This window comes from Mucilaginibacter agri, from assembly GCF_009928685.1.
In the GTDB taxonomy this organism is placed as follows: domain Bacteria; phylum Bacteroidota; class Bacteroidia; order Sphingobacteriales; family Sphingobacteriaceae; genus Mucilaginibacter; species Mucilaginibacter agri.
In genome coordinates this window covers 203,615-228,905 of record NZ_WWEO01000043.1, presented here as the reverse complement: position 1 = coordinate 228,905, position 25,291 = coordinate 203,615, and the positions used below count along the sequence as shown (strand labels likewise).

At 42.2% G+C, this 25,291-nt stretch carries 23 protein-coding genes; 3 read left to right on the top strand and 20 right to left on the bottom strand.

Annotation, left to right across the window (positions count from 1 at the left end):
• Positions 1 to 228: 228 nt before the first annotated feature.
• From GSY63_RS13870 to GSY63_RS13860, 3 genes are read right to left on the bottom strand one after another with little or no spacing between them, the layout of a single operon-like run.
• Positions 229 to 3,360, bottom strand: a complete 3,132-nt coding sequence (locus GSY63_RS13870) for a PAS domain S-box protein (protein ID WP_166586423.1) — start codon at positions 3,358 to 3,360, stop codon at positions 229 to 231.
• A 15-nt stretch (positions 3,361 to 3,375) separates the two neighbouring features.
• Positions 3,376 to 4,647 carry a serine hydroxymethyltransferase gene (glyA, locus tag GSY63_RS13865; RefSeq protein WP_166586422.1) on the bottom strand — a complete coding sequence of 424 codons (1,272 nt, stop codon included), beginning with the start codon at positions 4,645 to 4,647 and terminating at the stop codon, positions 3,376 to 3,378.
• Between the two features lie 24 nt (positions 4,648 to 4,671).
• The gene (locus GSY63_RS13860; protein ID WP_166586421.1) at positions 4,672 to 5,427 is read right to left on the bottom strand and encodes a segregation and condensation protein A; all 756 of its coding nucleotides are present in this window, start codon (positions 5,425 to 5,427) and stop codon (positions 4,672 to 4,674) included.
• A gap of 134 nt (positions 5,428 to 5,561) precedes the next feature.
• Here GSY63_RS13860 and dxs point away from each other — a divergent pair, with 134 nt between their 5' ends.
• Together dxs and GSY63_RS13850 are read left to right on the top strand one after the other, a co-directional pair.
• On the top strand, positions 5,562 to 7,490 hold the full coding sequence (gene dxs, locus GSY63_RS13855; RefSeq protein ID WP_166586420.1) for a 1-deoxy-D-xylulose-5-phosphate synthase: 1,929 nt from the start codon (positions 5,562 to 5,564) through the stop codon (positions 7,488 to 7,490).
• A gap of 134 nt (positions 7,491 to 7,624) precedes the next feature.
• Positions 7,625 to 7,945, top strand: coding sequence for a GIY-YIG nuclease family protein (locus GSY63_RS13850; protein WP_166586419.1), 321 nt, complete (start codon positions 7,625 to 7,627; stop codon positions 7,943 to 7,945).
• A gap of 71 nt (positions 7,946 to 8,016) precedes the next feature.
• Here GSY63_RS13850 and GSY63_RS13845 read toward each other — a convergent pair whose 3' ends face one another.
• The 15 genes from GSY63_RS13845 to GSY63_RS13775 all read right to left on the bottom strand — a co-directional run bounded on the left by GSY63_RS13845 (position 8,017) and on the right by GSY63_RS13775 (position 21,410).
• Positions 8,017 to 8,310: a hypothetical protein gene (locus GSY63_RS13845; RefSeq protein ID WP_166586418.1), complete on the bottom strand. Its 294-nt coding sequence runs from the start codon at positions 8,308 to 8,310 to the stop codon at positions 8,017 to 8,019.
• 4 nt (positions 8,311 to 8,314) lie between these two features.
• A complete protein-coding gene (locus tag GSY63_RS13840; RefSeq protein WP_166586417.1) occupies positions 8,315 to 8,893 on the bottom strand; it encodes a DUF3109 family protein in 579 nt (192 codons plus the stop codon).
• A 1-nt stretch (position 8,894) separates the two neighbouring features.
• A complete protein-coding gene (locus GSY63_RS13835) occupies positions 8,895 to 9,680 on the bottom strand; it encodes a DUF3108 domain-containing protein (protein WP_166586416.1) in 786 nt (261 codons plus the stop codon).
• A 9-nt stretch (positions 9,681 to 9,689) separates the two neighbouring features.
• Positions 9,690 to 10,205, bottom strand: coding sequence for a DUF2480 family protein (locus GSY63_RS13830; RefSeq protein WP_166586415.1), 516 nt, complete (start codon positions 10,203 to 10,205; stop codon positions 9,690 to 9,692).
• Between the two features lie 72 nt (positions 10,206 to 10,277).
• Complete coding sequence (locus tag GSY63_RS13825; protein WP_243749230.1) at positions 10,278 to 12,386, bottom strand: peptidylprolyl isomerase; 2,109 nt, start codon at positions 12,384 to 12,386, stop codon at positions 10,278 to 10,280.
• Between the two features lie 127 nt (positions 12,387 to 12,513).
• A complete protein-coding gene (lptC, locus tag GSY63_RS13820; RefSeq protein WP_166586413.1) occupies positions 12,514 to 13,071 on the bottom strand; it encodes an LPS export ABC transporter periplasmic protein LptC in 558 nt (185 codons plus the stop codon).
• Between the two features lie 33 nt (positions 13,072 to 13,104).
• On the bottom strand, positions 13,105 to 14,439 hold the full coding sequence (locus GSY63_RS13815) for a hypothetical protein (protein ID WP_166586412.1): 1,335 nt from the start codon (positions 14,437 to 14,439) through the stop codon (positions 13,105 to 13,107).
• The gene (locus GSY63_RS13810) at positions 14,432 to 15,172 is read right to left on the bottom strand and encodes a type III pantothenate kinase (RefSeq protein WP_166586411.1); all 741 of its coding nucleotides are present in this window, start codon (positions 15,170 to 15,172) and stop codon (positions 14,432 to 14,434) included. Before GSY63_RS13810 ends, GSY63_RS13815 begins: the two co-directional genes overlap by 8 nt.
• Complete coding sequence (purQ, locus tag GSY63_RS13805) at positions 15,172 to 15,864, bottom strand: phosphoribosylformylglycinamidine synthase subunit PurQ (RefSeq protein ID WP_166586410.1); 693 nt, start codon at positions 15,862 to 15,864, stop codon at positions 15,172 to 15,174. The genes GSY63_RS13810 and purQ overlap by 1 nt, the downstream gene beginning before the upstream one ends.
• 45 nt (positions 15,865 to 15,909) lie before the next feature.
• Positions 15,910 to 16,893 (bottom strand): DUF6427 family protein, encoded by a 984-nt coding sequence (locus tag GSY63_RS13800; protein ID WP_166586409.1) that lies wholly within the window; start codon positions 16,891 to 16,893, stop codon positions 15,910 to 15,912.
• Positions 16,894 to 16,929: 36 nt separating this feature from the next.
• On the bottom strand, positions 16,930 to 17,934 hold the full coding sequence (locus tag GSY63_RS13795; protein WP_166586408.1) for a glycosyltransferase family protein: 1,005 nt from the start codon (positions 17,932 to 17,934) through the stop codon (positions 16,930 to 16,932).
• 37 nt (positions 17,935 to 17,971) lie between these two features.
• Positions 17,972 to 18,550 (bottom strand): hypothetical protein, encoded by a 579-nt coding sequence (locus GSY63_RS13790; RefSeq protein ID WP_166586407.1) that lies wholly within the window; start codon positions 18,548 to 18,550, stop codon positions 17,972 to 17,974.
• An 81-nt stretch (positions 18,551 to 18,631) separates the two neighbouring features.
• Positions 18,632 to 19,486, bottom strand: coding sequence for a UDP-2,3-diacylglucosamine diphosphatase (locus GSY63_RS13785; RefSeq protein ID WP_166586406.1), 855 nt, complete (start codon positions 19,484 to 19,486; stop codon positions 18,632 to 18,634).
• 638 nt (positions 19,487 to 20,124) lie between these two features.
• Positions 20,125 to 20,637 carry a DinB family protein gene (locus GSY63_RS13780; RefSeq protein ID WP_166586405.1) on the bottom strand — a complete coding sequence of 171 codons (513 nt, stop codon included), beginning with the start codon at positions 20,635 to 20,637 and terminating at the stop codon, positions 20,125 to 20,127.
• 104 nt (positions 20,638 to 20,741) lie between these two features.
• The gene (locus GSY63_RS13775; RefSeq protein ID WP_166586404.1) at positions 20,742 to 21,410 is read right to left on the bottom strand and encodes a PKD domain-containing protein; all 669 of its coding nucleotides are present in this window, start codon (positions 21,408 to 21,410) and stop codon (positions 20,742 to 20,744) included.
• A gap of 419 nt (positions 21,411 to 21,829) precedes the next feature.
• On the opposite strand from GSY63_RS13775, the gene GSY63_RS13770 reads away from it, so the two are divergent.
• Positions 21,830 to 22,501 (top strand): ion channel, encoded by a 672-nt coding sequence (locus GSY63_RS13770; RefSeq protein WP_166586403.1) that lies wholly within the window; start codon positions 21,830 to 21,832, stop codon positions 22,499 to 22,501.
• Positions 22,502 to 22,525: 24 nt separating this feature from the next.
• On the opposite strand, the gene GSY63_RS13765 is transcribed toward GSY63_RS13770, so the two are convergent.
• Complete coding sequence (locus GSY63_RS13765; protein ID WP_166586402.1) at positions 22,526 to 23,218, bottom strand: YjjG family noncanonical pyrimidine nucleotidase; 693 nt, start codon at positions 23,216 to 23,218, stop codon at positions 22,526 to 22,528.
• A gap of 103 nt (positions 23,219 to 23,321) precedes the next feature.
• Complete coding sequence (locus GSY63_RS13760) at positions 23,322 to 24,971, bottom strand: ArnT family glycosyltransferase (RefSeq protein WP_166586401.1); 1,650 nt, start codon at positions 24,969 to 24,971, stop codon at positions 23,322 to 23,324.
• Positions 24,972 to 25,291 lie beyond the last annotated feature (320 nt).

Genomic DNA, 25,291 nt, shown 5'->3' with positions numbered 1-25,291 from the left:
GCCCCACCAATCGTCACAAGTTTTTTACAAACGCGCCTTATTTTCATAAAAAAATGAATTTTATTTCACTGATAATCAGAACAATAAATATTTATGAAAAATATTGCCGAAATAATGAAACTTTTTTAACCCCTGGTAGCGTATAAATACCCGGAGCGTTTATTAGATAGTTAAGCAGGGATCATCGAAAGATATCTCTGCTTTTTTTATGCCCCGAAATATTGGAGATTATTGTTTCTGGAATTTGCTTAGCTTATCAAAAAGCACTTTAGGGTCAAACGGTTTCAATACATAGTCGTTCATACCCGCTTCAGATATCTGCGCCATTTGATTATTCAGCATAGAGGCTGTTAATGCTATGATAGGCAACTGTTGAAAATACGGTGCCTGCATATTTCTGATCTCTGTTGCTGCTTCCAGTCCACCCATTACCGGCATGTGGATATCCATTAATACAACATCGTAGCTTTGATTCTTATCAATCATTTCAATAGCCTGGGCGCCATTTTCGGCAAAGTCGGCAGTTGCACCCCATTTCTTTAGCACCTTACTAAGCAGTAACCTATTGATCTGGTTATCATCAACCACTAATGCATGTAAATTTAATCCTGACTCCACCTCGTTATTTTTATTTGCACTTACACCCTTAACCTTATTAAAAGTTACGGTGAACCAAAATGTAGATCCTTGTCCGGGCACACTATCTACGTTTATTCTCGAATCGTGCAGCTCTACCAGCCGCTTTGTAATAGACAAACCTAAACCTGTACCCCCATATTTACGGGTGGTATCCAGTTCGGCCTGTTTAAACGGTTCAAATATAGTATTTAACTTGTCGTGTGCTATACCTATCCCGGTATCTGTTACCGCAAATCGTATCCGCACGCTGGTTGCAGATTGTTCAATTACCTTTAAATCAATAGTTACTCCGCCCTGCCCGGTAAATTTAATGGCATTACCAACCAGGTTCATTAATATCTGGGTAATCCTGGTTTTATCGCCCAATACACATTCCGGCAATGCTTCATCAACACTTTCTTTAAGATAGATGTGCTTATCGCCGGTTTTATATTGCATAGAGGCAGCCACACCGTGCACTATCTCGCGCAGATTGGTGTTAACCTTTTCCAGTTCTATATTACCAGTATCTATCTTGGCAAAATCAAGCACATCATTAATCAGCGTTAACAGGTTCTCGGCAGAAAATTTCAGGATATTGAGGTTCTCCATCTGAGATTCGGCGGGATTATCGTCTATCAATAAGTTCGACATCCCGATAACTGCATTTAGTGGTGTCCGAATCTCATGGCTCATTACCGAGATAAACATATCCTTGGCACGGCTCAGCGTAATGGCTTCTTCCTTAGCGTGTATCAGCTCTATCTCTACTTTCTTTTTGGCGGTAATATCTATAATAACTTCGATGTACTTATCTACCTCGCCGTTTTCTTTCAATATAACGGAGTTGATCACCGAGATCCATAATGGCTGGCCGTTTTTGCGGTATACCAAAAGATCCACTTCAAAAGATTGTTTCTTTGCCGATAACTCTCTGGCCTTTTCGATGATGCTAACATCTGTTAGTTCGCCTTTTAAAACGTCGCCGAGATGCTTGCCTTCAAAATCATTTACTGTATAACCTGTAATATTGGTAAACGCGTTATTAACCCACTCTACAATTCCCTGGCTATCATTAATAACAACACCGCTTAATGTATTGCTGGCCACCAGCGACAGCAGGTTTAACTGTTCTTCTACCTTTTTTCGTTCGGTAATATCGAGTGCTACCATAATCTGGCGCTCAACTTCTCCGGCTGCGTTAAAGTGCGGACTATTTGATAAAAATACCCATACCGGCTCTCCGTTCCTACGGTAAAGTTTTACTTCCATATCATAAGGGATATGGCGTTCCATCATATCAACTGCCCGCTGCAGCTTGGCAAGGTCAGTTTCGGGGCCAACAAGCTCCTGCCCAAATGACTTGCCCTGCATTTCTGAAAGTTGATATCCGGTTATCTTTTCAAACTCCTCGTTCATCCACATAACCCGTGTTTCCGCATCTCTTATCAGGATACCGCTTGGCGATTTACGGGCAGCTGATGACAGGATCTCTAACTCCTGCTCAGCATTTTTACGGGCTGTTATATCTATAATTACACGGATCTGTTTATAAACTTCGCCGTGCTCATCGCGCAGTACAGAGTTAATTACAGATACCCAAACCTTCTCGCCATCCTTGCGGGATATTAAAAGATCAACCTCGTATGATTGTCTGGTACGGATCAGTTCATCAAATTTCTCTACCACAACCGTGTCGGCCAGTTTCCCTTTCAGCACATTTCGTAGTGGCTTACCATATACATCTCCGCTATTATAACCGGTAATCAGTTCGAAACCGGCATTAGTCCATATTACATCATCATTGGCGTTACTGATAACAATACCATTGTTAACCTTACTAGCTACTAAGGAAAGCAGTTCGAGTTCTTCTTCTACCTTTTTATGCTCGGTTACGTCGCGGCCACTGGCATACCACCTGGGTCCTATCGCTTTTACACTCCAGCTAATCCACTTTAAGTCGCCATTGGGAATAACGATCGGGGTTTCTATTGCGAATGATTTACTATGCTTACTGGCATCGCTGCGCATCAGCTTAAGAATTTCTTCGCGCTTATCGTTCGGAAAATATTTCCAAATGGGTTTACCCACAGCATCTTCGGCGGTGTAGCCAAGCGTATTAATTACAGCTTGATTGACCTGCTCTATAACAAGGTCTTTATCGGTGATGATATGAATTTCGGGCGAACTGTTGAAGAGGTTGTAGAACTCTTTATGCCATTGCAGGTTTTCTTCGAGTTCTTTTTTCTGCTTGCGCAATACGAGGTGCGATATAACCTCGGCAGCTAACGTTTTCAGCGCGTCGCGTTGTTGATCATTAAGCTGCCGGGGTTGAGTATCAATTACACATAACGAACCGATAGAAAATCCCTGCGGGTCTACCAAAGGAGCGCTTGCATAAAAACGTATTTGCGGGTCGGCAACTACGTATGGGTTATCATGAAACAGCTCGTGTTTACTAGCGTCTGGTATTTCTACCATCGCATCGCCCATTATAGAATATTGACAAAAGGAATCAACCCTGGCGGTTGATTCCAAATTTAATCCTTTCTCAGATTTGAACCATTGCCGCTCCTCATCTATAAATGAAATAAAGGCCACCGGTACCTCGCATATATAGGAAGCAAGCCTTACGATAGCATCATATTGCTCTTCGGGCAGGCTGTCCAATATATCGTAGGACTGCAGTGCTTTTAGTCTTTCGTTTTCATTTGCTGGAATAGGGTTCCGGACAACTGTCATTTCATTTCATCACTTTTACTTATATAACGGAAATTTCTCGGTAAGCAGATGAACTTGTTTACGTATTTTCTTTAAAGAATGTTCTTTATCGTGATTGTTAATAACGCTGTCTATTAGGGCTACGATGTCTTCCATGTGTTTTTCTTTAAAACCCCTGGTTGTAATGGCCGCTGTACCCACACGGATACCCGATGTTACAAACGGCGATCTATCGTCAAAAGGCACCATATTTTTGTTTACAGTGATATCTGCTTCACCTAAAGCTTCTTCAGCTGCTTTACCGGTAATATTTTTATTACGGAGATCGATTAAGATCAAATGATTGTCGGTACCGCCTGATATGATATTATAACCCAAGTCTGTAAGTGCCTTGGCCATAGCCGCACCATTCTTTTTGACCTGTACAATGTATTTCATGTAATCATCGCTTAGAGCTTCGCCAAAGGCTACAGCTTTAGCGGCAATAATGTGCTCTAACGGGCCGCCTTGTGTGCCAGGGAAAACAGCAGAATCTAACAATGCCGACATCATACGCACTTCGCCTTTTGGAGTTTTTAAACCCCATGGGTTTTCGAAATCCTGGCCCATCATAATCATACCGCCACGTGGGCCGCGCAAGGTTTTGTGGGTAGTAGTGGTAACGATATGGCAATGCGGAAGCGGATCGCTCAATAAACCACGTGCAATTAAGCCTGCCGGGTGAGAAATATCTGCTAAAACTAAAGCGCCAACCTCATCGGCCACCGCGCGGATGAATGCATAATCCCAATCGCGTGAATAAGCCGAAGCACCGCAGATGATCATTTTAGGGCGTTGCTCTAAAGCAACCGCTTTCAACTGATCGTAATCAATTAAGCCGGTCTCCTGTTTTACACCGTAGAAATGCGGCTCGTATAATTTACCAGAAAAGTTAACCGGCGAACCATGGGTTAAGTGACCACCGTGCGACAAATCAAAACCTAAAATTTTATCGCCTGGTTGTAAGCAGGCCAGCATTACTGCAGCGTTGGCTTGTGCGCCAGAGTGCGGCTGTACGTTAACCCAAACTGCATTAAACAACTGTTTTGCGCGTTCAATTGCAATGGTTTCGATCTCATCAACCACTTCGCAGCCACCATAGTAGCGCTTGCCCGGTAAGCCTTCAGCATATTTGTTGGTAGCTACAGAACCTGCGGCTTCCATTACCTGCTTGCTCACGAAGTTTTCTGAAGCAATAAGCTCTAAACCTTTTTCCTGGCGATCCTGCTCTTCATCAAGCAGGTTAAAAATTAATTTGTCTCTTTTCATAAAATTAAAAAACAGCGATGTGTATTAGTTCTGGTCAGCGGTTTCCGTGGCTGATACCCAAAAATTGTTATAGCCTGTTCCAACCTGTATATCAACCAATTGCTGCTGCAACATTTCTAATAAAGCTAGAAAATTATATACAAATTGTACCTTATTTTCAGACATTTTAGATATGGTTGCAAATTCCAGCCTTTTGTTAATAGCTAACAGATCGGATAGCGCTTTCTTTTGTTTCTCTATAGTGTATGGATATTGCACAACCGTGTGCGTTACGGGCTCGGTACGGTTAAGATAGCGTTTGGATAAACGCTCGTAAACCAACATCAGCCTGTAAAGGGTTATAGTGCTTAATTCTTCGCCCGGCAGGGGTACTTCTTCTACCTGTTGCAGGTCGTAAGCAATATTGCCTCGTTTTTCCTGCATCAACCGCGCCTCTTCCAAGGGGCGCATCTCTTCACATATCAACTTAAATTTCTTGTACTCTATCAGTTTCTGGATCAGATCTTCTTTAGGGTCAATCTCACCGCCGCTTTCGGCATCGTACCTTGGCAACAGCATCTTAGCTTTAATACGCATCAGGGTAGCAGCTACGAAAATAAACTCGCTGGCTACTTCCATATTGAGGCTGCTCATTTGCTGCAGATAGTTCAGAAAATCGTCGGTAATGCGCGCAATAGGTATGTCACGGATCTCCAGTTCATCGCGCTCGATAAAAAACAGCAACAGATCAAACGGTCCCTCAAACTGTGGTAATCTTATTTCGAAATGATCCTCAGACATAAAGAGCTCAAAAATAAGCTATTCAGATTTAAAAGGCGAAGACTGATTGCATCAAACATTTTTTAACCTTCATTGTCAGTTATTTTAGGAAATAAATAGCTTACTTTGTAAGTTCAAATAGTGTAAAGGATTTAATGCAAGTACCCGCCGGAGATTTACTACAAAAAATTAACTCACCCGCTGATTTAAAGCAGTTTAGTGAAGACGATCTCGAGCTTATTTGCCAGCAGTTACGCCAGTATATTGTTGACGAAGTTTCGGTAAATGGTGGCCACTTTGCGGCAAGCCTTGGTGTAGTGGAACTAACCGTTGCACTGCATTATGCGCTAAACACCCCTTACGACCAATTGGTGTGGGATGTTGGCCACCAGGCTTACGGCCACAAAATACTAACCGGTCGTCGCGATAATTTCCATACCAACCGTATTTATGGCGGCATCAGCGGTTTCCCTAAACGATCTGAAAGCTTATATGATACTTTTGGTGTAGGGCACTCGTCAACATCTATTTCGGCTGCTTTGGGTATGGCTGTGGCTTCGCACTACAAAGGCGAGAACGACCGCCAGCACGTTGCCGTAATTGGCGATGGTGCCATGACTGCCGGAATGGCCTTCGAAGCACTTAACCATGCAGGTATCGAAAACACCAACATATTAGTGATATTGAACGACAACTGCATGTCGATTGACCCCAACGTTGGTGCGCTGAAAGAATATTTAACAGACATTACCACCTCTAAACCATACAACCGTTTTAGGGATGATATTGCATTTGTATTGGGCAAACTATCGCAGGTTGGGCCCGATGCATTTAAAATAGCTAAGAAATTAGAGAAGAGCATTAAAGGAACCCTGCTTAAACAAAGCAATTTCTTCGAAGCGCTTCAATTCAGATATTTTGGCCCCACCGATGGGCACGATGTAAAGCATTTAGTAAAGGTTATCCGCGATTTAAGCCAGATTCCAGGCCCTAAGCTTTTGCACTGTGTTACCGTTAAAGGTAAAGGCTACGCACTTGCCGAAAAAGACCAAACCAAGTGGCATGCCCCCGGTTTGTTTGATAAAATTACTGGCGAAATTAAAAAGGCACAGCACGATAAGCCCCAGCCTCCTAAATTTCAGGATGTGTTTGGACACACCATTATTGAGCTTGCCGAGCAGAATGAAAAGATAATGGGCATTACGCCTGCAATGCCATCTGGCTCATCGTTAAATTTAATGATGAAGGCCATGCCTAACCGCGCTTTCGACGTGGGTATTGCCGAGCAGCATGCGGTTACATTTAGCGCTGGTTTAGCTACACAAGGTCTGGTGCCTTTCTGTAACATTTACTCCAGCTTTATGCAGCGCGCTTACGACCAGGTGGTGCACGATGTGGCTATCCAGAAATTAAACGTGGTGCTATGCCTCGACCGTGCCGGCTTAGCTGGTGCCGACGGCCCTACCCACCACGGCGCCTATGATCTGGCTTACATGCGTTGTATCCCAAACATGACGGTATCTGCACCAATGAATGAGGAAGAACTCCGCAACCTCATGTACACTGCACAGCTGGAAGATATGGGTCCGTTTGTGATCCGCTACCCACGTGGCAATGGTGTAATGGTTGACTGGAAACGCCCTTTCAAAGCGATACCTGTTGGTAAAGGCCGCAAAATTTGCGACGGCGAAGAAATTGCAATTTTAACAATCGGCGCCATTGGCAACGAAGCCGTTAAAGCTACGGCCACCCTTAACGCAGATGGCTACTACCCTGCACATTACGATCTGCGTTTTGTTAAACCTTTAGACGAGGCTTTATTGCACGAGGTATTCCAGAAATACACCAATGTAATTACCGTTGAAGATGGTTGCCTTGAAGGTGGCATGGGAAGCGCGGTATTGGAATTTATGGCCGATAATAATTACAGCGCCCGCGTTGTACGTTTAGGCATCCCCGATAAATACGTAGAGCACGGCGAACAACCCGAGCTTTGGGCCGAATGCGGTTACGACGCTGCTGCCATTGTACAAAAGGTTAAAGATATGGGCGTTAAACAGGCTCAGCATATTATTGCTTCTTAAAAGAGAATCAGGAATCAGGAATTAAGATATATAAAACCACTTGGCATGTCGCTAAGTGGTTTTTTGCCATTCAGAGCGCCAGCGAAGAATCTTCTACACTATGTTAGTTCGCATGCAAAGCGTTATATTAGGTTATGCCTAATTACAACTTTTTCACTTATATTCTTACAAATTCAAGCAAAACTGTATTATACACAGGCGTAACAAATGATCTTGGCAGAAGATTATATGAGCACTACTTCAACACTGATTCAAAAAACAGCTTCACATCTAAATATAAGTGTTACTATTTGGTATGGTTAGAAAGGCATCAATATATAGATCACGCAATAGAACGAGAAAAAGAAATTAAAGGTTGGTCCCGTGAAAAGAAAGCAAAACTAATTGAACAAGAAAATCCACTTTGGCGCTTTTTAAATAAAGATATCATGGAATGGCCGCCTATACTGGCTTAGACCCAAAATACGCATAAGATTCTTCGCTATCGCTCTGAATGACAAATTAGTAAAGTCCCGAATCTCTTGCCTTACTGCTTTGCCTTCACTACCGTTTGTCCAAACCTCAAAGTGTTTACATCCAGCCCCAAGGCTTCGAAACGGTCTTCGTCTATATCTATTACAACGCCACGCTCGTTAATTCCCTTTCCGCTGAACTCTACTTCTATCCCAATGTTTGAGAATGCCGACCGGATAAAATCGCGCAGGGTTTCTGGTTCATCGTCTGGAGATGCGGTTACATGCTGGTCGAGATCTTCTACCACAAGGCAATCGTGGCTGCCAGAGGCTATCTTTTGTATCTCGGTGATGATCTGGGCTGTCATGATATTATAAATGCGATAGGTCTGCGCCTTCTAAAAAATCTTCCAGTTCTGCATACCATTCGGCACCGTACTTGCGGATCAGTGGTCCTTTTAAAAACTCGTGTACTTTTACCTTCAACTCATTACCAAATGAACATGCCGGGCTGCAAATATTCCAGCGATCATAGTTCAATACATCAAACTCGGGATAAGCTGTAATACGGATTGGATATAAGTGACAAGAGATAGGCTTTTGCCAGCTTATCACACCTTGTTCGTAGGCTTTTTCAATGGCACATTTGGTTATGCCATTTTCCCAGGTTACGTAAGCACACTCTTTATTGGTATCAACGCAAGGGGTGGTATAGTCACCATCGAAATCGGTTACATGGGTTCCTTGTTCTTCAATAGCTTTAATACCCTTAGCTGTCATAAAAGGCTTAACCTTCGGATAGATCTCGCTCAGTATGCCCAACTCATCGTGGTTAAGCGGCGCACCCGAGTCGCCCTCTATACAGCAGGCGCCCTTGCACTTGTTAAGGTTACAAACAAAATTCTCTTTCACTACATCCTCGTGCAGCAATACACTTCCAACTTCTATCATCTTATTTCGCTACTGCGTTTAATGGGTATTTTAACCCCTTTGCATCGGTAAGTTCCATGGTAAGGCTGCCTACCACAACTTCAACATGGGCCTTAACTGGTATACGGTTATTATCGTCGGTTATCCAAAGGTACAACTTACTATTCTTACGGAAAATTTTACCAGGTATAATGGTTGGGTTAAACTTTAAGCAGTTAAAGGTACCTAGGGCACACTTTACTTTTTCGCGGCCTATAAAGGTAATGCTGAGTGTTTGTACGGCATTATCTAAAAAATAACGCATATCAAACGTCTCCCCTGTTTTCAACTTTGATACATCCAGGTTACGTGCAAAGTAATAGGCCGACGGAAAATCGAACACCTTACCGCTGAAAGGATAAGTGCCGCTATTAGCCGTTATCTTATCATCCTCCCTGTTAAAAGTTACTTTATCGGTATGGTGCCAGCTGCCTTCGTGCCTGTTTTCGGTGTATAAGTAAGGTAATAGGGTGGCCTTGTCTATATAAGATTCGTAACGGTTACGTACTTTGTAAAACACATCAAAGCTGCCAGCTGTGGCGCCATCGGCAATAATATGGAAGGCTGGCTTACCATTAAAGTTTACCTCGCTGTCCTCTATTTTCAAATGAGCTTCGGCAGCTGTAAAAATGCCGTACTTCATTTTGTAGTTCAACAACTCACCCGATTTAAAAGCCGTATCAGCAATTTTATCGGGCATGGTAACCTGATTAAATGCCAGTAACACAAACCCGGAAAAAAGTATCAGCGCAAAAAAAGCCTTCCTCATCTATAACCTTTAGTCTTTTCTTTTATAAATAGGCACGGTAGAGCATGGCTCTCCAAACATCAGGCTTTTGGCTAGCGGCGTAAGCTTACTGGTTAATGCCACGTAAGCCGCCGTAGGTACTGGTATATCGCCACAACCTTTAATTACCAGGCGTTGATCACGATATTGCTCAAAATCGGTTTTCTCTATTTGTTTTTCAAACAACTTAGCCTCTACCGTATCAGCATCACCAAAAACAACTTCTTTGGCATACGGTGCAATACGGTTAGCAAGCAACATAAATGCCCATGCCGGTACAATGGCATCGGCACTACAGGTAATACCAACTATTTTATCCTGGTACTGTGCCCAGTCATGTGCTTTAACAAACTCCCTGAAATCCTTTTCACGCAATATTAACCCGTGGAACAGGTTCTCAGCTATATCGTAGACAACGCGTTCGCCAGCCGGATAAAAATCAGCCGGGTCTAGCGTTACTAATCCGCTCTGCGCCACCTTATTCACAAAATTTTCCTGAATTTCCATAGCTCCTTAAAATAAAAAATCCGGAACAGGTACTATAACGCTGTTCCGGATATAAAATTACGCTATTTTATCCTATAAGAATTTAGCGCGGTAATCTTTTACATTAGCCTTATCTTTCAAAGCATCGAAGATCTGGTTGTCGGCACGTTGTAATATAGCCTGACCGATCTGTTGCTTCTCTCTAACCGAGTTGGTTAAAGGCGCAGGGTTAACAAAACCATCAACCAGGTATACATAAACACCTTGTGCACCTTCAATTACTTTGCTAACCTTGTTTGGTTGCGAACCGAAGATAGAACCAATCAGTTTGTTCTCTTGAGCGATACCTGGCAGTACAGGGTTTGCAAATACGATGTTCTGAATAGGTACAACCGGAGCACCAGCTTTCTGACCTACCTGATCTATCGAGGTAGCTCCATTTGCAGCTGCCTGTAATTTCTCTGTTAATTGTTTTGCTTTTACAATATTGCGTACAGCAGGCTCAATTTGTTTTTTAACAGCAGCCAGTGGCAAAATACCTTCTGGTTTAATCTCCGTTACACGAGGTACAATGTATTGGTTACCTACAGTAAATGCTTTGTCAGCAATATCGCCATTATCTGCTTTAAATACCCATTTAACAACTTCACGAGCGTTATCTAAGCCTGGCAGGCTTCCTGCTAAGCCGTTAACATCTGGTGCAGTTTTAACTTCCAAACCTTCTTTTTTAGCCTGCGCATCGAAGTTACCTCCGGTTGCTGCAGAAAGGAAAGTTTGCGCTTTGCTGAAAGCAACCGACTGGGTTTGGCTGCTTGCCTGTAAAGGACGATCTACAGTAGCTACTTTAACTACTTTAGATGAACCTTTTTGATCTTCGATTTGGATGATGTGAACACCAAATTGAGTAGTGATCACTTTCAGGTCGCCGGTTTTGCCGTTAAACACTGCATCTTCAAATGCAGGCACCATAGCACCACGACCGAATGTACCTAACTCGCCACCTTTTTCGGCAGAACCCTTATCAGAAGAATACATTTTAGCCATATCAGCAAATGGTTTGCCGGCCTCAATTACTTTCTTAATGCTATCTGCCTTAGCCTGTGCCTTAGGTAAACCACCTTCGGTAGCAGGGTTAATAAGGATGTGACGTGATTTTACTGAATCCGGACCAACACGCTCATCAACCAGTTTAGATACTTTGTAGCTTCCGTTAGAAACATACGGGCCGTATACAAAACCTTTAGGGGCGTTGAACATGATAGAATCGATAGCCGGATCTAACTGACCTTTGCGTTGGAATGCCAAGCCAGCTTTATTTGCATTATCAACAGCGTTGATCTGTACAAAAAGCGAATCGTTAGTGCTTGCTTTAAAATCTGCAGCCAGTTTATCTGCTTGTTTCTTAATGGCAGCGGTATCTTCTTTCGAAGGAGAAGCGTTAAAGCTTACATATTGGAAGCTACGTAACTCCTGCGCGTTTTTAAATGATGCTTTGTGCTCATCGTAGTAAGCCTGGAAATCGTCATCGCTAACGGTAACCTTGTTGTCTGGCAACGAAGCGTAGCTTAACGTAACATATTTAAAGTTAGCTAGCTTGTTTTTTGCTTCGTAATCGTCGTTTGCTTCAAGAGAGTTTACATATAAACCATTGTGAACAATGGCCAGGTATTTCTCCATCTTTTTTGCTTCGATACGTCCGGCAACAAACTCAGCCCATTGTGCACGCATTGGGTCTGATGCTGGTGTATTCTGCATGTTGTTTAAAAACTGGTTCAACTGTGCGCGGTCAAGCTGGCCTGTTTGCGGGTTGGTAAAGTTACGGGCAACTTCCGGATCGGGGTTTGTGCCACTAATCATGCTGCGGGTTTCATCTGCACCAACAACAACACCAATTTTATCAACTTCTTTTTTGAAGATGATTTGGCTTAAGTACTGGTTCCAGGTAATGTTTTGCACATAACTGGTTAACTGCGGCGTAAGGCTTTGGCCAAACTGCTGCTGATACTGTTTTGTGTTTTGATCTAACCTTGCATTAAATGCATCATACTTAATTTTCTCCCCGCTGATCTCGCCTACTGTGGTTTGATCGCCAGAGAAAAATGATTTACCATACTGCACTACTTCCCCTGCAATAAATGCAAAAAGTGCTAAACCGATAACAACGACCAGGATCGTCCCCATACGGTTGCGCAGAAAACTCATTATACCCATATACCTGTATTACTTTATTATTTTTGTTTTTGTATTTCTATTTAGTTAAAAGAGCGCGCAAGATACAATTTTTACCAAAATATTACATCACAAAATTTAAGTGCTTTAAAACAATATTTTATGGTGTAATGTTTTGCTTCACGTTAAATTTTCCGGTGGTTTGTGTGATATCCCAGGGATCAAATTTCTCGTTGGTAGTAAGCGTACTTCCGTAAATTACACTGCCATCTGTAGAGGTAATGGAAACCGGCTTTTTCGAAGTTACTTTGCGGGTGGTTTGATCCCAAATTAATTGATCCGACCTAAAAACGTCGCCCTTCTCATTAGTGGCAACTACGTTTTTATCAAGCTCTATCAGTTTTTCGTTTATACGGCGCACGCCATACTCTGAGGTAATGGTACTTGTGGTAACGGCATTACTATCCAGAAAAGATATTTTAACGCCCTTGGGCATTTCGTCGTAAGGATTCTTAGTAGTATACTGCATCAACAGCGGGGCCTCCATGTGGATCTTTACTTTAGCCGAGTCGCTGTAGATCACATCTACACCTGTTGTGCGCTGCACGGGGGCGCTTGTTTCTTTGGCAGAGATCTCCTGAATTTTCTTCAGATCGTTTTCGCAGGCACATAACAAGGTTGTGGCAAGCATTAGCAGCCAGATGTAAGGCTTAACCATGTACCCCAACCTGTAAAACATTAACAGCTATGATTAATCGAATCTGTACTTACGGAACCACTTATCGTTAAGTGTGAAACCGATATGAAAGTTATAAAATCTTTCTTTGATCAGGTCGTTTGCTAAAGTACCGCGCTGGCCAATCTCGGCAGATATGTTGATCTTATAGAAACTTAAACCGCCGTTATTGGCAGGTGCAAGTGGCAAACCAAAACCGAAAGTGATCGCTTTTTCGTTAATATTAGTGCCGTTGATTTGTACGTAGGTTTTCTCGTATGTAAAACCTAAGCGGTAGTCAACAGCAGCCAGGTAGTTATGCAATTGGTTGATGTTTGGTGTATACTGACCACCTATGTTAAACGTTTGGGTATTTTGCAAACCCTGATTTACACCGGCAATGGTTAGTTTAGACCAGTTACCTATGCTATAATCGGCACCGACTAAAAACTTCTGATCTTTTTGGAATGTAAAACCAAAGTGATTGATAAGCGGTAGTTTAATTTTGCCGTTAGGCGATTGCTGATTCACAATAGTATCGGCAGCTACGCTCTCGTCGCCCGTAGAGAAATTTTTCTGGTACTGGCTGGCCACAAAACTATTTTGGGTATTAAGGCTGCTTGATGCAGAACCCGAGTAACCGAAGGTAAAGTGTTCGCCTTCTTTAATATCAAATGTAAACTGGGCACCAAAGTCATAATTAAGGCCACCTACTTTGTTACTTTCTTCTATACGGCTGTTAAGCACCCCGTATGAGTTAGGGATCTCAACCGAGCGAAATTGCTGCAGGTTACCAAATATGTACGATACGTTACCACCCAGGTAAAGGTGCTTACCTAAACCAAAACCGTAACCGATATAAGCTTTATTTAAATCGCCATCGCCTGTGTAAACGTTATTTACTGCGTTGGTATCAGATGCAAGGCCTGTACCGAAGTTGCTGCGGGTTTGTAGAAAGTTGTAACCCATCTCAGAGTAAGGCTTTAAACCAAAGCTTAATGCCGAACGCTGGCTTACCGGTATACCAAATGCAATGTGGCTTAAACGGTAGTTGCTGTTGGTTTGCGATTGTACACCTGTTTGGCTAAGGGTTACAATATTGCTATATACACCAACGTCAATAACCGTAAAATTCATAAAACCGTATGAAGCAGGGTTTTCTGAGTTGATGTTGTTATAACCATTAATGCGGTTAACACCGGTTGCTATACCACCCATAGCACGGGTTTGTGGCAGCAGGTCCTGGTTTAACTCACCTAAACCATATCTTGAGTAAGGGGAACTAGTAGTAGCAGTTGATTGGGCCATAACTGCTGCAGAAGCAGAAACAGCCACCAGAAATAGTACTATAAAACGGATATATTTAATCATTATGCTCTTTAATAACTGCGTTTAAACCCCGTAAAACAAGGGACGGTTCAATTTTAATATAGGGGGCAAAGATGCTATTTTTCAATAGAGTATCCAAAAAAATACCGTCGCCCCCGGTTAGTATGATATTGAGGTTTGGCTGCTGTTTTTGATAACTTTTAACAAAGCCTTCTACCTCGTATTTTATTCCATTCTGAACACCCGATACCATGGCCGAAACGGTGTCGTCGCCATAATTATTATCGAATGCCTCATTTTTATTAACCAATGGCAGCCCATCAGTATAATTATGCATGGCCTTGTAGCGCATGTTCAAACCCGGCGATATGCTACCACCGGCATAGTTTTTACCGGCATCTACATAATCATAGGTGATACAGGTGCCTGCATCAATAACCAGGTTACCGGCACCGGGATACAAATCAACCGCACCTGCCACCGCAGCAAGCCTATCCAGCCCCAGTGTTTGTGGGGTGCGGTAATGGTTATGCACCGATTTTGCCATCTGGTAGTTAAACTGGTAAAACTTGGCTTGTTTATGGAGCTGGCTCTGCCATTGTTGATCTCTTTTCACCGATGATGCGATCACCTTTTCGATATGATATTCGGCAATGACATTATTTATAATACCGGCGTCGGTTACATCGTAATGGTTAAACCACAGCATTTCCTGATCATTAAAAACGGCCAGCTTTGTTTGCGTATTACCGATATCAATAACCAGGTTGGGCATTAGGCTTTAGCCAAAGACAGTATCGACTCAAATATCACCAAGCCATCCTGATTAGCCAACAGGCTATCTGCAGCACGCTCTGGGTGAGGCATTAAACCAAACACATTACGGGTTGCGTTACATACACCTGCAATATTTTGGATAGCGCCGTTAACGTTGGCCTCGTCGGTTACGTTACCTGCTTCATCGCAATATCTAAATAACACTTGATCGTTATCATTCAATGCTTTAAGGGTATCGGCATCTGCATAGTAGTTACCCTCGCCATGCGCAACAGGTATCTTCAACGGCTGCTGCAGGTCGGCTTGTGCAGTTAACAAAGAGTTGTTGGTTTCTGGTTTAAGGTAAATATTGCGGCAAATAAACTTGCGGCTATTGTTGTGCAGCAATACACCAGGCAGCAAATGCGCTTCAACCAAAATCTGGAAGCCATTGCAGATACCCATTACATAACCACCACCTGCGGCAAACTTAATTACCTCTTGCATAATTGGCGAAAACCGCGCAATTGCGCCAGAACGCAGATAATCTCCAAAAGAGAAACCGCCTGGTAAAACAATAAAGTCGGCTCCCTGCAAGTCATGATCTTTATGCCATAACCTAACCACCTCCTGACCTAAAACTTGCTCCAATACGTAAATGATATCCTCATCGCAGTTGGAACCCGGAAATATAACTACTCCAAATTTCATGTTACAAAACTAATACAACACCTTGAACCTGAACGAATGTAAAAGTTAAAAAGTGTTAAACTGAAAATAAATAATGCTGCCAACCAGCAGCACAAACAATAACTCGTAGAACCAACGCTTGGTAGCGTATAAAAAATAGTAGGCAAAAAACACAGCTGTTGGCACTACGCACAACAAAAAGTGACTCAACCTAAACTCTTTTACATAAAATGCAAGCCCGGCAATTATAAAAAGCAACAGTAACAACTGGTACGATTTACGGATCTGCACGTAGCTTTTATAGAAAATCTGCTGTATTTTAAAGAAACAGAGCACAAAGATAAGCAATACCGGCGCCAGTATAAGGTAATTCCACTGGTTGATATGGATGCTATTAGGGAATTTAGTACCCAGAGGCAGCCATATAGTATAAAAAGTTTGCAGCCTGTTATTAAGATAATAATACACCGCCAGGAAGAAAAACACGGTTACATAACCAAACACACTGGCTATCCAATCGCGGATATCAAACGGGCGGAACAGTATTAAAGCCAGCCAAACTACCAGCATGAGATACACAAAGGGCAGGTATATAAGCGAACCTACAGCTACGATCATCCCCAGATCATAGGCTGCCGACTTGGCATTATCTGTTTTATACAGCCCGAAGAGCTTGAACAGCATCCACAGGATCAAAAAATTACAGATAAGCGGCGGGCTTAGCATCAAAAACGGGGTAAACATGCTTGATGCCACCACATACATTAATGCAGGCAAAAAGCTGGGTTTACCCAACAGGTTATAAAAGTTAATGAGATAATTAAAGATGATAGCCTGGCCAAATACCAACCCGGCAGCCAGCAATATATTTGCTGTTGGCGAAAAAGCATTTTCATAAGCCACCGGTACCAGCGAGCGCGTAAATGATTCGACGAAAATAAAATCGAGATGATCTGGTGCTTTAATGATGTAGCCCAACCGTACAACAAGCAATACAAAAGCCAGCCAGACGATATTTATAGGGTTGTATATTCTGAAAAGATTGATCATTTACCAGTACTGCCGCAAAGATACCATAAAAACGGCTTATGCTAAAATTGCTTGTGGTTTAGCATACTGCTTTACCAAATTATCTACAATTTGTGCAGTTTCATCTTTAAAGTCTACCACAATCTTTTTATCATTTGCTATCCAGTTGGTTAGGTGTTCGGTAAAATGATGATCGATATGATGCACCACCGGCACGCCCAACCTCGACGCCGCCAGTGCATTGCACTGTTGCTCGTATTGGTTTATCATCGGTATCATCATCACCTTTTTGCCGAGGTATAGCGCTTCGGCCGGGCCTTCGAAGCCACCGCCGGTAAGCAGGCCCTCACAGTTGGCCAGGCTAGTGTTAAAAGCATCGTTGTTAACAGGCAGCACTGTTACGTTGCCTTCGCGGAGGGGTGTTTTTTGGCGCTTAGAAAATATCTGCCACTCTACATCCTTTACCTGGCTCAAATGTTTGATTAATAATTGATCGTTATAAGCAGGAAGATAAACCGTGTAGTGACCTTTGTTAGCGGTTTCCATAGCCCGAATTTCGCTGCGGATGACCGGCGTATGGATAAAATCGTCGTACCGCTCAAAATGAAAACCAACATGATATGTGGTGGGCGAATAGTATTTAAACAGCCACTCAGCATAATTCCATTTGGCAGGCCTTGGTGTTTTGGGCGATACAAATGAGCATTGGTGACTTAGCGACACCGATGGCACTTTTTGCAACTTACAAGCCCAGGCGCTCACCGGTTCAAAATCATTAATAACCAGATCATATTGCTGCAGCGGGAGGCTGTGCATATCTTTCCATAACTGGCGTAGGTTCATAATTTTATAGGTGGCCCATTTATCAACCCCGCCGTTGGTACCGAACACAAAGCTGAAACCATGATATTGGTATTTTAAAGGCTGTGACAATGAAACTTCTGCCTGTGTGCCGCTTATCAGCAGATCAACTTCGCCATGTTGCTGCAACAGGGGCACTATTTCGCGGGCGCGACTGATGTGGCCATTCCCGGTTCCCTGTATGCCGAACAATATTTTCATAGGTAGCTTATGTTAAGGTAACAGCACAAAAATATATTTAATAATGATATGCCACCTCCTCCATTTTTTTGGTGAATATGATACCATAACGCCAATCGGGCGAAAGCATCTCGTCTTTGTTAAACCTGCCGCCATGCTCGGGAAATGTTTTATACACCAGCCAGTGGCCAATGCTGTAGTTACCCGATTTGAGTTCGATCTTACCATTCCGAATATTGAGTTTTATAGCGCAATCATTTTGTTGATAAACGCGGTCTAATTCAACACTGGTTAAATACTCACCGCCTATTTTTTCCCATAGTGTTTTTATCGATTTAAAATTGGGTACCCTCGCAAGCCTTTTATTACTATTTGACTGCCGGGCGGCAGTGTCAATAGAAAAAACTCTTCTGTTGTCGGTTTTGCTCATCAGGCTGTCGGCGTAAAGCAAAATCATTTTAGAGAGCGAATCATAGAGTGGCAATCGATCTGCAACACCTTTATCAAATTTGGTAGCATCTACTACCTGCGCCAGGGTACGGCTGTCGTGTTTTTTTTGAAAACCGGCATAATACCAAAAGATAAAAACTACGAATAGCAAAAACCCTAAGAGAATAAAGAATGTCGATCGCTTCATTACATCTAATATCGCGATTTAGAATCAAGAAACGAGAATCAGGAATCAAGATAATGTTTCGTTGCCATTCACCTAGCCGACTTACTCCGCCTCTTGTTTAAACCTCTCGAGGAGGGTTTTTACATCGAGCTTGTTGTCAAGGTCTTCGGCGTCGGTTTTGTCTTCTTCATCAACCTCGGTTTCAAAATCGGCGGGTTGATATTTGAAGATGTCCCATTTGCCTGCGTTGTATTCCAAAGCAGTCAGGCTTTCTACCCAGTCGCCGCTGTTGAGGTATAATACAGCACCGGGATTGTCGGTAGCAGTTATGGTGCGGATCTCTGCGTGGTGGATATGCCCGCAAATCACGTAATCATATTGTTTTTCAACGGCCAGATCGGCGGCTGTTTGTTCAAATTGATTGATGAACTTCACGGCATCTTTAAACTTAGCCTTTACCTTTTGCGAGAAGCTCATTTTCTGCTTTCCGATGGTAGTTAAGAACCAGTTTACCATACTGTTGATGATGATCAGTGTATCGTATCCAACTGCGCCCAGTTTAGCCAGCCATTTAGAGTGCTGCATGGTAACATCAAATACATCACCGTGAAAGATCCAGGCTTTTTTACCGTCGATGTTGAGCACCACTTTATTAAGGAGTTGGAATGTACCGAGATTAAAGTCGGCAAACTTGCGCAGCATTTCGTCGTGGTTACCGGTAAGGTAATATACCGGCACGCCTTCTGTTACAAATTTCAGGATGCGACGAACGACCTTCATATGGCTTTCGGGCCAGTAAGATTTACTAAACTGCCAGATATCAATAATGTCGCCGTTTAAAACAAGTACTTTGGGTTTAATACTTTTCAGATACTTCAGCAATTCTTTAGCGTGGCAGCCGTATGTGCCCAGGTGGACATCAGAAATAACCACGATATCAACTTCGCGTTTTGCCATTAATTAAGCCTATAATTCAGGGCCGGTGTTTTACCAGCACAACAATCTTATATGGCCCGATTTTTATATTAGTTCGTCCTCTTCTTCGTCAACCATCAATTCATAAGGGCTAACGTATAAGATGGCTAATAACAGCACCAGGCCGGTTATGATTAAATAAGCAATGTTGAAACTCATTTTAACCTTTAATTAGTGACAAAATTAAGTGAAGTAAATTATCTCATTGTTAAGACGGTATTAAATATCAGGATGTTACAGTTGGCGAAAACTTTTTCAGTTTCGAATATCGGATTTCGATTTCGGATCTCATTTCTTACAACTAAACCTCTTTTATACCCTAAAATACAACAGACTTGGCGCATTGTTTAAGGTTTAACGGCGATATGATAAAAAGTTGAGAATAGATGTGCTAAATGTGTTGAAAATTGGTTTGAACCGGAATTTTCAGAATTTAAGAATTGACAAAATTTCCGCTGGCGCGAGATGAATACCGCACCGCTGTCGCAAGTTTAGCGCAGCCTAACTTGTGACTTGTACTGTTGAAAGCTTTCAGCTTTCGTAAGGTGAAACCTTACATTAGTATAGCCACAAGTTAGAAACTTGCGGCAACTGGGGAGGGTTGGGTGAGGCTCCTACGCTCAGGCTAACCCCCGCTTTATCCTATCCAACTGCTTTAAATGATGCTCGGTATGTATCCGTACAAACTTTAGCCATTGCCCGGCATCGAGCATGCCCATACGCGGATGTTTAATCTTATAATTTGGTGGCGCATTTTGCAGCAGGGGCATCAGCGTTTCTAAACGGTTGCGCACACGGATAATGAGGTTACGCGCTTCTTCTTTATCTATCTTTTTTACAACGGCAGCCATTTTATCGGGCGCTTTAACGCGCGGGAAGATGCCGGTTAGCAAAACAATTTTGCCGAATATATTAGTACCCTTACTGGTAAGCATGCCTGTTTTACGGGCACACTTTTCTGCAGCAATCAGCGATCCGAAATCCGCCTGCAGGATATGCGCATAAACTTCGGCATAACTCCAGCCGCCATTTGGAGGGGTGAGGTCGAATTGATTGTCCGGGATCTCATCCAAACGATGGCGATACTGGTCTAATGCCGCTTCTATCCGTTTACGCTGCTGGTTTATATTCAAGGCCTTATTTTCTGACTAACAATTTGAATGTAGTCAAGTTTGGATAGATTACCAAATATGCTAAGGCAGGTATTGGAGTACCACCTTAGCATGCAGCGGCCACACTACTTAACTTCTCCGATACGTTGTACCTTTTTACCAGCAGTACCCAGCAAACTTTGCGTAGCCACGCCTTTAACATTGTTTGAACCTGTTGCATCACTAAAATAAGCCTGGCTGTTGTTTGTAAGCGCAAGTTTATTGTGACTGTACTTGGTAATAGTATATGAAGGAGTTACAATGAATATTTGCGTACCCAATGTGCCGCCCATATAAATACTGGTATTATTAGTGAATATGGTATCTGATTTTCCACCCTGGGCAATCATGCCATGCTCTTTAAAATCAATGATGTTGTTATTGGCATCTGCTGCAAACGAAACCAGGTCTATTGAACCACCGGTTGTGCCATTTTCTACTTCATAACTGGCGTTGCCGGCATAAATCTTAACATTTTTAACAGCCGGGGTTGCGTTACCGCCAACAAGCATTCTAACCTGATAAGTACCCGATTTGGTGTAAGCATGTTGCGGGTTCGATTCTTTTGATGTCTGTCCATCGCCAAAGTCCCAATCATAAGTACTGGCATTAACAGATGTATTGCTAAACAACACAGGTTCCGATAAATAATAATTAGATTTTGAAGTAGTGAAAGCAGCCGTTGGAACTTTTTCTTTTTTACAGCCAGATAAAATAGTTATTGCCGCACAGGCAATGAGCAGGATTTTTTTCATTAGAAATTGATAAAGTTTAGTGGCACTAAAGTGCCATTAAGTTGAGATATAACCAAAAACTTTATCCAACCCCGCACAGATCAGCTGATAATCAGAGACTTTTAATTTAATTTTATCCCTACGGTTAATCTGCTGAATAATGGATATCCGTCTTGCTAGAGTGGTTGGTGAAAACACCAACCACAGGCTAAAATGCCTGCAAGTATTAAGCACGCTTTCAAACGCGCAAGAGAGTACAAGCCCTATCATGTTAATAGAGCTAAACGCCTTACCCGGTCGATGTAAACCGGCTGTTGGTCTATTGGTTTTTTTGTTGCCAATTACATTTACTTGTTTTACGCTAAATAACTAAGTAACACTAAAAAGAAGCATACTATTTATAACAGCTATACTTAATTTTTCTTTAAAACTTTAGCTGTATGCTTAACAAACTGAGAGCCTTTATAGGCCATAATAAGTACGAAATTCTGGTAGTTAGCTTTTTGCTGTTAATATTTGGCGATACCCCGCGCAGCATGACATTCTCTATCCTCTTTCTACCCCTGCAAAATATGCTGGTTGCAGTGGTAGTATTTTTCGATCAGAAGAAAATGCGCTACGCAATTACTGGCATGATTGGGTTAACGCTTGCCATTTCGTTATTTAACTGCTGCTATTTTACCCGTGTTGGGTCGGGTGCTATACTGGTTATCTATTTTCTATATTTTATGCTGATATCTGTTAAAGTGTATCAGAAAATATTTACCACCCGCCGCGTATCGGCCGAAATGATGGCCACCGTATTATGCGGCTTTATTTTGCTTTGCCTTGCCGGTGCCATTTTGTTTATCACCATCGAGGTTAACATACCTCACTCTTATTCAAACATTGGCTTAGGGCCGGTTCGCTTTTCTAATCTATCATATTTTAGCTTTACAACCTTACTAACCATTGGCTATGGAGATATCGTACCACTAACGCTAACCGCAAAAAGGTCTGTAATGTTAATGGGCATTACCGGGCATATTTACACTGTTTTTTTAACCGGCATCATTATCGGCAAGTATATACAAGCAGGCACAAAGCAACATTATACTGTAGAGATCCAATAGCTTTTCTTACCTTCTGCTTCTTTGCTACAGTAAGGATATCAAATCACTTAAAGTCCTTATCTCAACTTTCACGGTCTCAGGTTTTGGCAATCCTGCGGGGTTAAAATAAATGGCATCCATACCGAAATTAAGTGCCCCTAACACATCCGCTTCAATGCTGTCGCCTATCATTACGCTTTCGTGCTTTTGGGCGGCTGCCAGGTTTAGCGCATGCTGAAAAATGGCCTGGTCGGGTTTGTTAACACCAACAACTTCGGAAATGATCACATTATCAAAATATTGGGCAAGATTAGTGTTGATCACCTTTGTTTCAACCGAATCGCGGAAACCGTTAGAAATAAGGTGCAGGGTATATTTATCTTTCAAATACGCCAACGTTTCGTGCGCACCGGGGAAGAGATTGAGCTTGGTAGGCCCCATACGTACATAGTGATCTTCAAACTCAGTTGGGATTACCTCAGGCTGCAAACCCAGATCGAGAAAGGTTTGCTTAAAACGCATCTCTCGCAAATAATCTTTAGTAATACGGCCCATGTGGTACTCTGCCCATAGCCGGTGGTTATGCGCAGTATAGGTCTCAATAAACAAATCGGCCGAATGCAGGCCGAGGTCTTTTAAACCATAATGTTGGTAAAGTTCGTGCAGGGTTTCTTCGGCATTTTTATCAAAATCCCAAATGGTATGGTCGAGGTCGAAGAAGATGTGGCGGTATTTCATATTAATTTGTCGATTTGTTGATGAGGTTATTTGTCAATTGAAATCGATATGCAAATATGCGCATTAATCTTTTCGTGCTACAGTGAATATCCAAGGTATACCCCTATTTAGTAACAATGTAAACATCATCTAATACGGATGCCCGCCTATCATCCATTAACAATTTGGGCAAAATATTTTCGCGGGGATAATCTTTAAAAGCCTTCACCAGATGGTAATTAATGTGGTTTGCTTTTAAATAGTCTAAGCTTTCCTGATGGATGTAGTAGTAACTACTAGCTGAATTTGATTGCTGACCAAAAGCTGAAATTGGAATAAGCTGAACGGGTTTGTTAACGCAAAACTGAAAAATATTATCCTTATTCTCTAATACAAAAATCTTGGCTTTTGTATCCGAGTTTAAAAATCGGGCAGCACTGATCTCCGCTTTAAATGAGGAAAGGCGTGGGTAAAAAAGAATTACAAGGTAGGAATTAATCAGTATCATAATGGCACAGCTCATATAAAACACGGGCTGCAATCCGGCTTGCCGGGGCTTAAAAATGTAAAACAAGATAATCGCAAGAAGCACGAACCAACAGATACTAATAGCAACTTTTAAGGCCGGTGTTAAGGCGAATAAGAAATTGATAATACAGATAAGCAATATAAACACTACAATATACAAGGTTTGCGAGGCCATGATAAATTGATGAAACCGTGGCGATGTTTTGCCGCTAAGCGCATCGGCAACGATTATCGAAAACAGCGGGAATAAAATATTGGTATAAAAAGGCAGCTGAAAACCCGATAACGAAAACAATAATAGCAAAACCAGGCCGCCGCTTAGAGTATAATATTCTGCCAGTTTCTCCTTGCGTATTATCTTACGTACATTATTTACCAAGGCATAATACAAAACAAAGCACCAGGGCGCATACGCCCAAAGTAAGGTATGTAAAATGAAAAACACACTACCCGATGAGCGCCTGATAGGCCCGGTATTTAAAAACCTGCCGAATTGGCTATCCCATAAAAAGAACCTTATACCCGACACTAACTTATGCCCAAACACTACCTTTTCGGGATGGAGATCGAATTGCTGGTACAACGCTATTAACTCTGGCAAAACCAAAACAATGGTAATTAACAGCAGTACAACATAACGTGGTTGCCAGAGTTTATTGAGCTGTTTAGTAAGCAGCAGTTCGCCAAATAATGCGCCATAAATTCCAATTAAAACAAAAAGTCCTTTGGTCATCACTGCAAAGGCAGTTAACACTGCGGCCAACAACAGGTGGGGAATTTTGAAGGTGTCTTTAAGTTTTGAGAGATGGTAGATAGCACCTATTAAAAAACAGAAAAGATAAGCTTCGGCCCTCACATCGGTGTTCGACATAATGCCGTGTTGAGTAAGCAGGGCAACCAATACGGCTATGCGAGCAACATTATCGTTGTAAAAACGACCGGCAAACAGGTATACATAGTAAACGCCCAGAAAGAAACAGGCTACGCCAGGTAGTTTATAACTCCAGTAGTGGATCCCGAAAATTTTATACGAAATCATAATCATCCAAAACGGGAAGTGTGGTTTATCCAGCCAGTCGTGATTATAAGAAAACAAGCACCAATAATTATGATGATAGATCATCTGTTTGGGTACCGAGGCGTACAAACCGGGGTCGTCGGTAAAAAAAGGCGTATTTAATCCCAACAGGTTAACTGCAACTCCCAGAATGAGTAAAAGCAGAAATATCCGTTTATTTATAACCATACAAATTGCTATTTGCAGGCTGAAACTATTGCCCAATAGTGTAGAATTTTTGTCGGCGGTAAGTAGGCAAACCGATAGAATTCGCGAGTGAATTAAAAGGACGAGTGGTGCATGCCTGTCATTAAAAAATACTTATAAGTCATTAAAAGTGGTGCATTTTCAAAAACAGCCTTTCTGATTTACTTCACAAAAAACTATCCATCAATTATTTATGATTTAAAAACACGCAAAATGACTTTTAAGTAGGAACACAGTGGTGCATGTGGAACAATGCACCATGCACCACCTTAAAATACCTGGGCGAATACACAATTATGAAT